This is a genomic window from Saccharopolyspora sp. NPDC050389 (genome assembly GCF_040655595.1).
Classification (GTDB): domain Bacteria; phylum Actinomycetota; class Actinomycetes; order Mycobacteriales; family Pseudonocardiaceae; genus Saccharopolyspora.
The window spans coordinates 87,304-100,414 of sequence record NZ_JBFAKG010000010.1 but is presented as its reverse complement, the minus strand read 5'-3'; the positions used below and the strand labels follow the sequence as shown (position 1 = coordinate 100,414).

General features: G+C 67.6%; 13 protein-coding genes and 1 pseudogene. 12 read left to right on the top strand and 2 right to left on the bottom strand.

Annotated features, from left to right (window positions below):
- Nucleotides 1–13 precede the first annotated feature (13 nt).
- A complete protein-coding gene (locus AB0I53_RS09035) occupies nt 14–688 on the bottom strand; it encodes a GntR family transcriptional regulator (RefSeq protein ID WP_358598822.1) in 675 nt (224 codons plus the stop codon).
- 116 nt (nt 689–804) lie between these two features.
- Between AB0I53_RS09035 and AB0I53_RS09030 the strand changes: the two genes are divergently transcribed.
- The 3 genes from AB0I53_RS09030 (at nt 805) to AB0I53_RS09020 (ending at nt 3,529) form a co-directional block, all read left to right on the top strand.
- Nucleotides 805–2,178, top strand: coding sequence for an L-serine ammonia-lyase (locus AB0I53_RS09030; RefSeq protein ID WP_358598820.1), 1,374 nt, complete (start codon nt 805–807; stop codon nt 2,176–2,178).
- A 10-nt stretch (nt 2,179–2,188) separates the two neighbouring features.
- Nucleotides 2,189–3,037: a formyltetrahydrofolate deformylase gene (purU, locus tag AB0I53_RS09025; protein ID WP_358598817.1), complete on the top strand. Its 849-nt coding sequence runs from the start codon at nt 2,189–2,191 to the stop codon at nt 3,035–3,037.
- Between the two features lie 69 nt (nt 3,038–3,106).
- Nucleotides 3,107–3,529: a hypothetical protein gene (locus AB0I53_RS09020; RefSeq protein WP_358598815.1), complete on the top strand. Its 423-nt coding sequence runs from the start codon at nt 3,107–3,109 to the stop codon at nt 3,527–3,529.
- Nucleotides 3,530–3,988: 459 nt separating this feature from the next.
- Here the strand turns inward: AB0I53_RS09020 and AB0I53_RS09015 are convergent, their stop codons facing one another.
- Entirely contained in the window at nt 3,989–4,594 is a 606-nt protein-coding gene (locus AB0I53_RS09015) for an XRE family transcriptional regulator (protein WP_358598812.1), read from the bottom strand.
- Nucleotides 4,595–4,681: 87 nt separating this feature from the next.
- Here AB0I53_RS09015 and AB0I53_RS09010 point away from each other — a divergent pair, with 87 nt between their 5' ends.
- The 9 genes and pseudogenes from AB0I53_RS09010 to AB0I53_RS08970 form a co-directional block, all read left to right on the top strand.
- Nucleotides 4,682–5,308, top strand: a complete 627-nt coding sequence (locus AB0I53_RS09010; protein WP_358598810.1) for a class I SAM-dependent methyltransferase — start codon at nt 4,682–4,684, stop codon at nt 5,306–5,308.
- A 39-nt stretch (nt 5,309–5,347) separates the two neighbouring features.
- Complete coding sequence (locus tag AB0I53_RS09005) at nt 5,348–5,839, top strand: DinB family protein (protein WP_358598807.1); 492 nt, start codon at nt 5,348–5,350, stop codon at nt 5,837–5,839.
- A 29-nt stretch (nt 5,840–5,868) separates the two neighbouring features.
- A complete protein-coding gene (locus AB0I53_RS09000) occupies nt 5,869–6,894 on the top strand; it encodes an alpha/beta hydrolase (RefSeq protein ID WP_358598804.1) in 1,026 nt (341 codons plus the stop codon).
- 371 nt (nt 6,895–7,265) lie between these two features.
- The gene (locus AB0I53_RS08995; protein WP_358598801.1) at nt 7,266–7,619 is read left to right on the top strand and encodes a hypothetical protein; all 354 of its coding nucleotides are present in this window, start codon (nt 7,266–7,268) and stop codon (nt 7,617–7,619) included.
- A gap of 348 nt (nt 7,620–7,967) precedes the next feature.
- A complete protein-coding gene (locus AB0I53_RS08990; RefSeq protein WP_358598798.1) occupies nt 7,968–9,206 on the top strand; it encodes a hypothetical protein in 1,239 nt (412 codons plus the stop codon).
- A 624-nt stretch (nt 9,207–9,830) separates the two neighbouring features.
- Nucleotides 9,831–10,154, top strand: a complete 324-nt coding sequence (locus AB0I53_RS08985; RefSeq protein WP_358598795.1) for a WXG100 family type VII secretion target — start codon at nt 9,831–9,833, stop codon at nt 10,152–10,154.
- A gap of 33 nt (nt 10,155–10,187) precedes the next feature.
- The gene (locus AB0I53_RS08980; protein WP_132490886.1) at nt 10,188–10,484 is read left to right on the top strand and encodes a WXG100 family type VII secretion target; all 297 of its coding nucleotides are present in this window, start codon (nt 10,188–10,190) and stop codon (nt 10,482–10,484) included.
- 103 nt (nt 10,485–10,587) lie between these two features.
- Entirely contained in the window at nt 10,588–11,385 is a 798-nt protein-coding gene (locus AB0I53_RS08975) for a hypothetical protein (protein ID WP_358598792.1), read from the top strand.
- Nucleotides 11,386–11,509: 124 nt separating this feature from the next.
- Nucleotides 11,510–13,111, top strand: a pseudogene (locus AB0I53_RS08970) (hypothetical protein); the annotation flags it as partial.

The window sequence follows — 13,111 nt, the reverse complement described above, 5'->3', positions numbered from 1 at the left end:
GTGGTGCGGGCGGTCAGATGATCGCCCGAATCGCCTTCTCGAATCCGGTGACGTGGTCTCGGGCGATCTTCTCGGCCTTGCGGGCGTCGCCGTTGGCCACGGCCTGCAACAAGCCGACGTGCTCCTCGACGTGCCGGTCGAAATGCGTGATGCGTTCCAGGAACACGCAGAAAATTCGAGTGGCGAGGTTGTTGTAGCGCACCAGTGTGTCTTCCAGGTGGGGGTTGCCGGCCGCGCGATAGATCGAGCGGTGCACCCGCAGGTCCCACTGCATCAGCTCGTGGCGCGACATGACCAGCACCTCTTTGTCCTGGATGGTGTCGGCGAGCTCGGCCAGCTTGGTGCGCATGACCTTCGGAGCGTTCTCGGCGGCACGACGGGCGGCCAGCGGCTCGAGCTGGACGCGGATGTCGGAGATGTAGGCGAGGTCGGTGATGTCCACGCCGGTCGCGAAGGTGCCGCGGCGTGGGTAGGAGACCACGAGACGGTCGATTTCGAGACGTTTGAGAGCTTCGCGAACAGGGGTGCGTCCGATGCCGAGGGCCTCGCTCAGCGCCAGGTCGTCGATCGGCGCCATCGGCGGGATGTCCAGCATGATCAGCTGGTCCTGGATCGCGGCGTAGGCGCGTTCGGCCAGCGAGGTGGGCATCGGTTCGAGTTCCTGCGGGGCAGTGGTCACGGGCCCCATCTTAGGGGCTGAAATCCAGGAAGACGTGTACCGGCACTTCTTTGAAATAACTCTTGCACTGAATTGATATATTAGTTCAATATCTGAGGTGCGATGATGCGACCAGGGAGCCGCTGATGACCATCTCCGTGTTCGACCTGTTCAAGGTCGGGATCGGACCCTCGAGCTCGCACACGGTCGGCCCGATGCGGGCTGCTTACCTGTTCGTCACCCGGCTTCGCGAGTCTGGGACGCTCGGCCGCACGGCCCGCGTGCGATGCGAACTCTTCGGTTCGCTCGGTGCCACCGGGCACGGGCACGGAAGTGTCAAGGCCGTGGTGCTCGGGCTGGCCGGTGAGCAGCCACATCTGGTCGACCCCGTGGCCGCCGACCCGGCGGTCGAGACAGTGCGCGCCGACGGGCGGATCAGTCTCGGCGGAAAGCACGAGATCGAGTTCTCCGCGGCTGACGACGTGATCCTGCATCGCCGCAAGCGGTTGGACTTCCACAGCAACGGCATGGTGTTCGCGGCCTACGATTTCGACGGCACCGAGATCGACCGTCGCGAGTACTACTCGGTCGGCGGCGGGTTCGTGCTCGACGAGGACGAGGCTGGACGACCGGTGCTGGTCGAGGACGACACGCCGGTTCGCTACCCCTTCACCACGGGCGACGAGCTCCTCGCGCTCACGAGGGAGAGCGGGCTGCGCATCAGCGACATCATGCTCGCGAACGAGCTGTCCTGGCGTGGGGAAGACGAGATTCGCGCACGGCTGCTGCACATCTGGTCGGTGATGCGCGAGTGCGTGGACCGCGGCGCGCACACCGAGGGAACACTGCCCGGCGGACTCAAGGTCCGTCGTCGTGCCGCGAGGCTGCGGGCGCAACTGGAGTCCAGTGCGAACGAAACCGACTCACTGCACGCGATGGAGTGGGTCATGTTGTTCGCGCTCGCGGTGAACGAGGAGAACGCCGCGGGAGGCCGGGTGGTCACCGCCCCCACGAACGGCGCTGCCGGGATCGTGCCGGCAGTACTGCACTACAGCCAGAAGTTCCTGCCCGAGTTCACCGACGACGACGCCGTGCGGTTCTTGCTGACCGCGGGCGCCATCGGCTTGCTGTTCAAGGAGAACGCATCCATTTCCGGCGCCGAGGTCGGCTGCCAGGGCGAGGTCGGCTCGGCCTGCTCGATGGCCGCCGGCGGCCTCGCCGAGATCATCGGTGGCACCCCCGAACAAGTCGAGAACGCCGCCGAGATCGGCATCGAACACAACCTGGGCCTGACGTGCGACCCGGTCGGCGGACTGGTGCAGATTCCCTGCATCGAGCGCAATGCCGTCGCATCCGTCAAGGCGATCACCGCGGCCAGGATGGCCGTCCGCGGCGACGGCGCGCATCACGTGTCGTTGGACAAAGCGATCAAGACCATGCGCGAGACCGGCGCCGACATGAAGGACAAGTACAAGGAGACTGCCCGCGGTGGGCTGGCTCTCAACATCGTGGAGTGCTGAGGAGATCTGCGTGACTGACACCTTCACCCTCACTTTGAGCTGCCCGAACCGCACGGGCATCGTGCGCGCGGTGAGCGGGTACCTGTTCGAACGCGGATGCGACATCGGTGAGCACCGGCAGTTCGACGACTCCGTGCGCGACCGGGTGTTCATGCGTACCCAGGTCACGGCGCCCGACGGCACCGATCTGGAGAAGATGTCGCGCGAATTCGCGCCGGTGGCCGCCGAATTCCAGATGACCTACGAGTTCACCGCGAACAGCAACGCCCGGATTCTGGTCATGGTCTCGAAACTGGGCCACTGCCTGAACGACCTGATCTACCGGTGGCGGGCCGGAAGCCTCGGCGCCGACATCGTCGCAGTGGTGTCCAACCACCAGGACCTGCATCCGATGGCCGAGTCCGCCGGCCTGCCGTTCGTGCACGTCCCGGTCACCCCGGATGCGAAGGAGGCTGCCGAAGCGCGCTTGTTGCAGCTGGTGGACGAGTATGATGCCGACCTGGTCGTGCTGGCGCGGTACATGCAGATCCTCTCCGACGAGACCAGCAAGGCGCTGTACGGCCGCGCCATCAACATCCACCACTCGTTCCTGCCCGGGTTCAAGGGCGCCAAGCCCTATCACCAGGCCTACGACCGCGGCGTCAAGCTCGTCGGTGCCACCGCGCACTACGTCACCTCAGATCTGGACGAGGGGCCGATCATCGAGCAGGAGGTCATTCGGATCGATCACACCTACGACGCTCGTGCGCTGCAAACCGTGGGGCGTGACGCCGAGGCGCTCGCGTTGTCCCGCGCGGTGCGCTGGCACTGCGAGCGCCGGGTGCTGCTCAACGGCCAAAGCACGGTCGTCTTCCCATGACCATCGTGCCTGACCGGACTGCCCCGACGACGGCGTCGAGCGAGTTGGGGCAGTCCGGCGCGTACCGCGATGCAAATCGAGGTGACGAACGCAATCGCGCGGACGGACAAGCTCGCCGTGCTCACGTCGATCGGACTCGACCACCAGGAGGTGTTGGGCGAGACGTCGCCGGAGATCGCCGTGCAGAAGGCGGGAATCCTCGCCGAAATGCGCCCCCAGTGCTCGTCGCCATCGGCCGCCCCGGTGAGCCCGGTACGTGCGCGTGACGGTTCATCACGGCAGAAGGACCTTCCGTTCCTTGCTCATGTCGTCGGGTATTCGCGGTATCACCAGGTGAACCGCTCGGGATGTTTTTCTGCTTCCTCGCGGATCTTTGCGAGTTCGTTGGCGAAGAACTTCGTATGGCCGCACTGCAGGCACAGGATCGCGCTCAACGTTGACAGCGGTCGTGCCCACAGCGTGCGCGCATTCGGGTGCACCCCGACGTGGTGAGAACTCACCAGGCCGAGGTTGCCGATCTGGGGGCCGCCACACAGCTCACATCGGGGAAGCCGTGACGACGGTTGTGCGGTTGACATGAGGCCATCTCTATCAGACGCGCCGAGAACTGGAGACTGATGTCCGGGGAATCAGGGCACATGGGACCGGCGCCGGTTCCTGCCCGCGGGACCCGGTCCTCCCTGTAGCGATCTTTCGGCGTTCAAAGTGAAATTCCGTTGTGGGTCAACGATCGTCAGTGAGCCTCGCTTGTGGACGACGGAGTCTGGACGATAAGGATTCCTCGCGAGCCGCCCGCTCCTGCGCTCAGGCGATCTCTGTGGCGACCGGAAGGATCGACCAGGTTCGTGGGCGGTCACGGCTGCCGGCTGATCGTCGGGCGCGGCGTCGTCGGCTGTGGCTTCTGCGCGGCGAGGATCGCTGCTGACATGAACAGGTGGTCTCGCGGTGGGCTCACCGCTGGCTTTCGCCGTGGGGCGACCGATGGGGGTCGGCTCGTACGTGCGCGCGCATCCCTTGTAGGCCGAACAGGATGAGCAGCTCGACCACTCCGCCGTCGGCGCTGCCCAGCCAGTGCGGCATGGACGTGTCGAACTCGGCTGCCTCTCCGGGCGGCAACGTCATGTCGCGGTCGCCGAGCACGAGCCGCAGGCGTCCGTTGAGCACGTACAGCCATTCGAAGCCGTCGTGGGTCTGCGGGGTCGGTTCGAGCGGTTTCGGCTGGGCGGGGATGATCATCTTGAACGCCTGTATCCCGCCCGGCCGCCGGGACAGCGGCACGAAGGTCATCCCGAACCGGTGGATCGGCTTGAGGTGGATCCGGGGGTCGCCGGTGCGCGGGGCGCCGACGAGATCGTCCAGCGGAACGTCGTAGGTACGGGCCAGCGGCAGCAGCAACTCCAGGGTCGCCCGGCGCTGGCCGCTCTCCAGCCGGGACAGGGTGCTCTCCGACACCCCGGTCGTTGCCGAGAGGTCGGCGAGGGTGATGCCGCGGTCGCGACGCAGCGCGCGCAGCCGCGGCCCCACTGCGTCGAGCACGTCTTCCGTTTCGTTGTCCACGAGGCCATCTTGCCGGAACCGCAAGATTTCGTGCCAGATCGTGGCGGGCCTGGCGAAACTGAGCGCGTGCCGACAGAAGGAGTCTTGATGAGCACCACCGATGCGGTCACGTTCTGGGACGGCGTCTACGCGGCCCGGACGGCAGCCATCGACCCGCGGCCGAACGATCGTCTCGTCGAGACGGTCACGGGCCTGCCGCCCGGCGATGTGCTGGACCTCGGATGCGGCGATGGCGGCGACGCGCTGTGGCTCGCCCGCCAGGGCTGGCACGTCACCGCCGTCGACATCTCGGCCGTGGCGGTCGAGCGGCTCGCCGGCCTTGCCCGCTCACGTGGCCTGGGCGACCTGGTCATCGCCGATCGGCATGACCTGAACAAGTCCTTCCCGCAGGGCCGATTCGACCTGATCTGCGCCCACTACCTCCACACCTCCTTCGGCCTGGACAGATCAACCGTCCTGCGCTCCGCCGCGCACGCACTGCGCCCGGGTGGGCTGCTGCTGGTCGTCGACCACGGCTCGGCCGCGCCGTGGTCGTGGAACCAGGATTCCGACGTTCGGTACCCGAGCCCGCAGGAGGTCGCCGCAGGTATCGATCTGGACCCGGCGACGTGGATGGTCGAGCGGGCCGACGCACCCCGCCGGATCGCGACCGGCCCGGGCGGGCGCACCGCCGAGGTCACCGATCACGTCCTGCTCATCCGCCGCACCGCCTGACCCGGCGCGAAAAGCCGCTCCCCACCGAAGGAGACCACCATGCGCACCGCCTCCCGCCGCGGCGACACCCCGCCGCCCCGGACCGGAAGCAGCGAGACCGAGACCCTGCGCGGATTCCTCGACTACCTCCGGGCTTCGATCGCCGCGAAGGTCGACAGTGCACCCGAACCGCAGGTGCGAACAGCCGGAGTGCCGTCGGGCACGAACCTGCTCGGCCTGCTCAACCACCTGACCTTCGTCGAGCGCTCGATGTTCCTCGGGGACGACGTCACCGACTGGCAGGCGACGTTCCAGGCCGCACCAGCGGACAGCGTGGCCGATGTCGTCGCCCGCTACCGGAAGACGGTCGAGCGTGCGAACAAAGTTCTCGACGAGTGCGCCGATCTCGGCGCACCGGTCCCTCGACCGCGGCCGGACCGCCCCGCTCCCAGCATCCGCTGGGCACTCACCCACATGATCGAAGAGACCGGCCGCCACGCCGGCCACGCGGACATCCTCCGCGAACTGATCGACGGCACGACCGGGCGCTGACTCCAACACCTTTTCCAGGACAGGAACACATGATCACCGCAACACGGCCGTCGCCGCGCCGCTCCCTCCGATCCGCGCGGGCGGCGGCGACCGTCACACTCACCGTCCTGCTCACGATCGTCGCTACGGCTTGCGCCACGCCAGCCGCCGACGTTCCCCCCTACGCCGTCGCCACCCAGGGCGCCCCGGAGTTCGAGAGCGCTTTCCGGCACGAGTTCGCCGACGTTGACGGCGTCCGCATGCACTATGTGACCGGCGGCAGCGGCACGCCAGTGGTGCTGATACACGGTTGGCCGCAGACCTGGTTCGGCTGGTGGCCGATCATGCCGGAGCTCGCCAAGCACCACACCGTCTACGCCGTCGACCTTCCCGGGCTGGGTGACAGCACCGGTTCGCCGACCGGCTACGACAAAGCCACTCTGGCGCGGTACGTGCACACCCTGATGGCCGATCGGCTCGGGGTGCGCGACGCCCGCGTCGTCGGGCACGACTTCGGCGCCGCGGTGGCGTTCCAGTACGCCACCCAGTTCCCCGCCGACACCGCACGACTCGGCTACCTCGACCTGCCGCTACCCGGGCCCGCGATCGATGCGTCCACATACCGCTCACTGAGCTGGCACATCGCCTTCCACTCCCAGCGCCGGGTCCCCGAGGCGGTGGTCGGCGACGACGTCCGCGAGTACCTGGCACTGTTCTACCCGCAGGTCTCGTTCGGTGGAACGGCGTTCGGTGGCACCTCGGATCGATCCCCGTTCACCGACGCCGAGATCAACGAGTACGCGCGGACCTACCGCCGGCCCGAGGTCTTGTCGGGTGGCTTCGAGCTCTACCGCGCCCTCGACAAGGACGTCCGCGACACCTTGGCAGCAGCACCGATACGCGTCCCGGCCCTGCTCATGACCGCCCAGGGGCAGCTCGACCCGATCCGGGCCACCGCGGCGCCGCGCATGACCAACATCGTGCGAGCGGTGGACGTGCCGAACGCGGGGCACTGGCTCGCCGAGGAGAACCCCCAATTCGTCACCGCGGAGCTGCTGCGCTTCCTCGACGGATGACCCGGCCTTTTGTTCGGGGCTTACCGATTCCGGTCGACAACTGTCTCTTGTGGACTGGGATGGAATTCGAGGGTGCCCGCGCTGAAAACTGTGCCGCTACGGCATGATCAGTTGTCGTTGCAATACGTGGCGCATCGAATTGTTGCGTTCGGCTTGGGAGAGAATGGGATTCCGTCGAGCGGCGTCCGTCGTTGGAATCTGGCCGTCCCAACGCGGAAACGACCTGCGGCCCAGCGGGGCTCGCGCTCTTGGACAGTACGATCGGGCAGTGCTGTTGCCCGGATGTCATCTGCGCGACGCGGATTGCGGCCAATCGGTCCCGCACTTGCTTGACTTGTTCTGCAAGTGAAAACCGCTGAAAGGAACACTTGATGCAGCAGGCCACCAAGCGTTGGACGGGTCGGGGAATCGCCCTCGCCGTCGCGGCGGGCGCCGCGCTCACCATGGGGACGTTCGGCACCGCGCAGGCCGCCACCCCGGGCGTCTTCAAGCTGTGCTCCAAGGGGTCCTACGACTCCTACGCGACGTTCACTGAGCGCGGCGGTTTTTCCACCTACGTCGTCCGCAGTGGCTCGTGCCAGGACTTCAACTACGGCGGCAACGGCCCCGAGCGGGTGGACATCGTCAACGCCAACAGTGACGGCGTCATCGGGTCGGTCACCTACGACGGTCGTGCGGGCCTGAACATCGCCACCGTCGACGGGCCGAGCTTCTACCCGTTCTGACGGGGCCGGTCGAAGGCTGAACTGCGCCGTTGCCGCGAACCGCGGCAGCGGCGCAGTCGTGTTCCGGGGCGGATTCCGGCCCCGCCGCGCCGGGCGACGGGTGCGCTCCGGGACCCTGAAGACATGTACGTCTGTACACCAGGTCGGTGTGCGGGGGTGCATTCTGCCCCAAGGTCATTCCCGATAGTGTTGGAATCAGCGATGGCCTCTTGACAGGGATGGGGGTGGCAGGTGCGTTTGTTCTCGGCCGGCGGTCGATCGGATCACCCGTCCGGCAACCGTGGCTCGTCGAAACCTGCCGAATCCGGTGCGAATCAGGGGTTCTCCCGGGTCTTCGACCAGCCGACCATGCCCATCAAGAGGGTGGATCGGCGCAAGGACCAGAAGCTGCTGGTGCTGGCCGGTCTCGGCGGGCTGGTGCTGATCGCGGCCCCGGTCGTGGTGTTCAGCCAGGCCTTGGGCGAGCAGCGCCCGCCCTGGATCAACGCGGGCGACCCCGCAGGCATCCAGCTCCCCGTCGAGACGGGGACGTACGCGGCGCAGCCGACGCAGGTCTCCCCGCTGCCCGCGGCATCGGCCCGCCTGGACAAGGCGGGGCGACTGGTGGTGGTGGCGAAGGGGCAGAACCACGAGGTGCTGAGCAGCACCCAGGCCGCCCCGTCCTCGGGATCGGCCACCACCGGGTGGGTCAACTTGGGCGGAAGCGCCGCGGGGGACCCGGTCATCGCGACGGACGCGAATGGCGAGCTGGTGGCCTTCGCCATTGGTACCAACGGTGCCCTGATGGAGAACTACCAGGTGAAGCCGAGTACCGGCGGGGTGGCGAACTGGCGCGTGCTCGGCGGCACGAACCTCGTGGGAATGCCCGCCGTGGCGCAGGATGCCGTGGGCAAACTGGTCGTGGTGGCCCGGGCCGCCGACGGGTCGCTGTGGACGGCCCAGCAGACCCAGCCCGGGGGCAGCGCCTGGACCGAGTGGCGGAGCCTTCCGATGCTGGCGGCCCACGATCCCGCGCTCATCCGGGATTCCAAGGGGAAGTTGCGCATCTTCGCGGCCGGACCGGACCGTCAGCTGCGGACGATCGCGCAGGCCGGGCTCGCCGTCGACGACTGGAACGCCCCGCGGAGCCTGGGCGGCACCACGACCGGGCCTCCCGCGGTGGCCATGGACGACCAGGGCAGCCTGCGGGTCTTCTCGCTCACTGTGGACGGCTCGCTGCTCGACAACGTCGAGTTGAGCGCTGCGTCGGACACCTGGCGGGGCTGGCAGAGCCGGGGCGGCCAGCTGACGGGGCGACCGTTGGCCGTCGCAGATCCCAAGGGCTGCGTGGTCGTGCACGTGTTGACCGTCAACGGCACCGTGGAGGAGATCTTCCAGCTGCCGGATCGCGCGGTGTGGAGCGAGTGGCACGACCACGGCGGCAGCATCGCCAAGCTGGTGTCCTCGGCCCAGGATTCGCAGGGCAGGTTGGCCGTCTACGGGATCAGCAAGCGGGGCGGCATGGAGCAGACCTACCAGGCGATCCCCGCCAGCGGCCCGTGGGTGGGCTGGGAGAGCGACCTCGGCGGGGTCTTCCCCACGAAATGACGCACCCCGCCGCGGGTGCGGCGCTGCTCGGCGTGCAGTTCCGATCGGAACTGCACCCGCGCGGCCCTGGTGAATCCGGCTCCGCGAAAATGTTGTGCGATACCGGAATGTCCCATTCGTAATTCTTCGCGCCGGCGTGTGCGAACCCGCCGGCGAGCATTGTGGCCAGACGATGTCAGGCCCTTGAGCGCCTGTGGTGCGGGCTAGAGGTCGTTCCAGAATGGCTCCGCCCGGCTCATCCGAAGACACCTGGTACCTGGCGCCGATTTCGCGCGCCACCTCACCCTCACGTGGAGTGCTGATTTCGCGCGAAATCGCCACCCTGCGCCTCAGGCGGCCACGTCCCGCACGGGCTCGCGCCCGGATCTGAAACGACCCCGCGGAAACGCGGGCTGCTCGTCGGATTGCCTTCGGTGGCCTCGAGTTTGCCCGTTCGGGGGCTCGAGGTGATCTGGAAAACCCCGGCTTGCCGGAACGGGCAAGGCTGCCTGCCTTTCGGGAAGGCGTACCGGATCGGCTGGGCGCGCGGCGAACCCGGCGGGAGACTTGACAGGTGCCCGCGCCCGTGAGTCGGCCGGTCCGGCGCATGACCGCGGGTCCAACAGAGACCGGAGGAGTTCCTGAATGGCAAACTTTCCGCAGGTGCAGACGTCGCAGCCGGGAATGCAGCAGGCTGCGCAGATCTTCAGCGACCGGGCCACCGAGTTCACCCAGGAATTGGGGCGCATCAACTCGATGATGGCGAGCCTCCAGGGCAGCTGGACCGGTACCGCGTCGAAGAACTTCAACGCCGCCATGGACAACTGGGAGCGCTCCTTCCAGACGATCATCAACAAGCTGATCAACATGATGGACGTGATGGGCGTCAACACGAAGGACTACGTGGCGTCCGAGGACGACGCGGCCAACACCGCCCAGTCCTTCGCCAGCGCCCTGCCCGGCGTCTGACGCACATCCCTCCCGAATCGTAAGGAGAAGAGATTGTCCGACTACAGGTTCGACTTCAACGTCGCGGACATGACCCTCGACGAGATGAACGCGGTCAACGGCCGCGTCCGGAGCGCGCTCTCGGAAATGGAGGCCCAGGTCGAGGCGACCCTCGCGGACTGGTCCGGTGTCGCCCAGGAAGCCTACCGGGCGGCCAAATTGGAATGGAACCAGCAAGCCGACCAGATGCCGGTCTACCTGGAGTCGGGGCGGCAGACCCTGCTCTCCATCTCGGACAACTACGGCACCACCGAGCAGCGGGCCAAGCAGATCTGGGATGGCAGCCGCTGACCTGCCGCGATCCGCGGTTCGGCCGCCGGGGAGGTTTCGGACTTCTCCGGCGGCCGTTCGCGGCTGAGATCCGCGACAGGTTCTGAAGAAAGGGAGGTTCGCAATGGCCGAAGAATTGAAGGGGCTCGACTACTACCTGGCGAGCGACGCCTGGAAGGACACCAAGGTCGCCGACTGGTCGAAGATCGACGCCTTCGTCGATCACGGCTGGCTCACGGAGCAGGACCGGAAGTACCTGCACGCGTACGGGAGCATGGTCGCGCTCAACCCGGACTCGTCGGGCGGGTTCTCGGAGACCGACGCGGCGTGGAAGAAGTACCTCGACGTTTCCGACAAGCACGAGAACGACCCGATCTTCAACGACGAAACCAAGGCGGAGGACATCCCCCCGCCGGACTGGGACGACGGCCCGCAGGACGGGAAGGACTACTACAAGGACGGCCCCTCCGACATTCCGGGAACTGAGAAGACCCCGGTGGGCGACGTTCCCAAGGTGCCGGGCGATGGCGGCGACAAGAAGAAGGGCGGCGACGGTGTCATCAGCGTCAACACCAAGGCCCTCGCGGTGTTCGCCGACAATGTGGAAGCACTGCGCGTCATGATCGGCAAATCCAAGAAGAAGACCGACGAGGTGAACGTCCTGCCCGGCGGGTTCAACGTCGCCTTCAAGCTGCGGGACAAGATCATGGGCACCGGTGAGAAGGATCCCGGCCTGAAGAGCAACGTGCGCAACTACATGGACGGGCTGGACATCGCGCTGGCGAACGTCCGGGACGAGGTCCGGAAGCTGATCGTCGACTACGACAGCACCGAAGAGCTGAACAAGCTCACCACCGACAAGCTCAACAAGGTGATGCGGGACTCGTTCGGCTTCATCGACTCGAGCTCGCGCTCGAAGTAGCGGGTCCGGTGCCGGTGGTGGACGGCGGTTCTGGCGCGCTGGCCGGGCCGTGGCGGGGCCTGCCGGTGGCGTACGGGCGCTGAATTCTGATCTTGGTTTGGTCTTCTAGGGAGCGTGATGGGCGATGGCTGAGTCGGAAGAGAACGAAAGGCTGAAGTTCGGCGATTACGACGCGGACGTCTTCCGGAAGGACGAAATCGACGAGCACGCGGTGTTCATCAACCACAAGGCGCCCTACCAAGACGGAAAAGACGAGGATTTCAGAGCCTGGGATTGGAAGCAGATCAAGGCCGCGCTGTGGGGCGGTGCCGCCCTGTCGAGCGACGCCCTGTGGGAACAGGCTTGGCACGAGGTCGATCCCAACACGCTGTACGCGGCGGGCAATGCCTTCCTGCACATCCAGGAGACCATGCACGCCGTCGCCAAGAACCTGGAGGCCCAGGCGAACGCGGTCGCCGGGGGGCACGGCTCCTGGAAGGGCCAGGCGGCCGGCGTGTTCCTGGCCAAGATCCAGACCCTGGCCAACAACATCAAGGACAACGCCGACCGGCTGGGCGGCCCGGACACGGTGCACCCGGTCCCGTCGAAGCTGTACGACAACGGTCGTTGGCTGGCCTGGGCCCGCGACGCGGTGAACCAGATCGACCAGCACTACGCCCAGGTGGCGAGATGGCGCGGCGTGGCGGACGTGATGGACAACGGGTTGGTCAAGGTCAGTGACGACGAAGAAGTCGTCAAGGCCATGAACATCGAGATGCAGAAGCCCATCAAGAAGCTCGCGGACAACTACGGCGTCACTGTCGACCAAGTCCGGACCACGACGCCGGTGCCGCCGGGCGGAAGCGGCGAGAAGCCGCCGCCCATCGACAAGAAGGGCGGCCCACCCCCGCCGCCACCGCCGAAGAATCCGCCACCGCCGAAGAATCCGCCGCCGCCGAAGAGCCCACCACCACCGCCGCAGAAGCCGCCGCCGGGTTCTCCGCCACCGCCGAAGAGCCCACCGCCGCCGAAGAGCCCGCCGTCGAAGAGCCCACCGCCGCCGGGCTCGAAGCCGCCGCCTGTGGGGCCGCCGCCAGGCTCCAAGCCACCGCCGGGTTCGCCGCCGCCCGTGGGCCCGCCGCCGCCGGTGGGCCCGCCGCCCGGCCAGAACCAGCCGAAGAACAACCAGAAGGGCGGACAGTTCAACGAAATTCCGCCACCGGGGTCGAAGCCGCCGCCGGGTCCGCCGCCGCCGGTGGGCCCGCCGCCGGGCTCGGTGCCGCCTCCTGGTTCGCAACCACCTCCCGGCTCGAAGCCGCCGCCGGTGGGTCCGCCGCCTCCGGTGAGCCCGCCGCCCGGCCAGAGCCCGCCGAAGGACAACCAGAACGGGGGCCCCGGCGAGGTTCCGCCGCCCGGCTCGAAGCCGCCACCCGTGGGTCCGCCGCCGGGCTCGAAGCCGCCACCAGTGGGGTCGCCGGGCTCCACGCCGCCACCGGGCGGCATCGGTACGCCGCCCCCTCTGGGGTCACCGCCGGGCTCGACGCCGCCACCGGGCGGCATCGGCACTCCGCCGCCGGTGTCGAACCCGCAGGACTGGTCGCCTCCTCCCGGTGGCCAGGTTCCGCCGGGCGGGCAGCAGGATCGCGGCGGCATGCCGATGGTTCCGCCGATGATGCCTCCGGGTGCCGGTGGTCAGGGTTCCAACGCGGAGCGCCCGGATGCCTCGGGCTTGCTGGACGCCGGCGAA

What these genes read in the sequence shown, in the direction of transcription:
- AB0I53_RS08995 (WP_358598801.1), top strand. Translation starts at nt 7,266, where the DNA reads ATGCAGCAGGCCACCAAGCGTTGGACGGGTCGGGGAATCGCCCTCGCC.
- AB0I53_RS08985 (WP_358598795.1), top strand. Translation starts at nt 9,831, where the DNA reads ATGGCAAACTTTCCGCAGGTGCAGACGTCGCAGCCGGGAATGCAGCAG.
- AB0I53_RS09005 (WP_358598807.1), top strand. Translation starts at nt 5,348, where the DNA reads ATGCGCACCGCCTCCCGCCGCGGCGACACCCCGCCGCCCCGGACCGGA.
- AB0I53_RS09030 (WP_358598820.1), top strand. Translation starts at nt 805, where the DNA reads ATGACCATCTCCGTGTTCGACCTGTTCAAGGTCGGGATCGGACCCTCG.
- AB0I53_RS09020 (WP_358598815.1), top strand. Translation starts at nt 3,107, where the DNA reads ATGCAAATCGAGGTGACGAACGCAATCGCGCGGACGGACAAGCTCGCC.
- AB0I53_RS09000 (WP_358598804.1), top strand. Translation starts at nt 5,869, where the DNA reads ATGATCACCGCAACACGGCCGTCGCCGCGCCGCTCCCTCCGATCCGCG.
- AB0I53_RS08975 (WP_358598792.1), top strand. Translation starts at nt 10,588, where the DNA reads ATGGCCGAAGAATTGAAGGGGCTCGACTACTACCTGGCGAGCGACGCC.
- AB0I53_RS08990 (WP_358598798.1), top strand. Translation starts at nt 7,968, where the DNA reads ATGCCCATCAAGAGGGTGGATCGGCGCAAGGACCAGAAGCTGCTGGTG.
- AB0I53_RS09010 (WP_358598810.1), top strand. Translation starts at nt 4,682, where the DNA reads ATGAGCACCACCGATGCGGTCACGTTCTGGGACGGCGTCTACGCGGCC.
- AB0I53_RS09035 (WP_358598822.1), bottom strand. Translation starts at nt 688, where the DNA reads ATGGGGCCCGTGACCACTGCCCCGCAGGAACTCGAACCGATGCCCACC.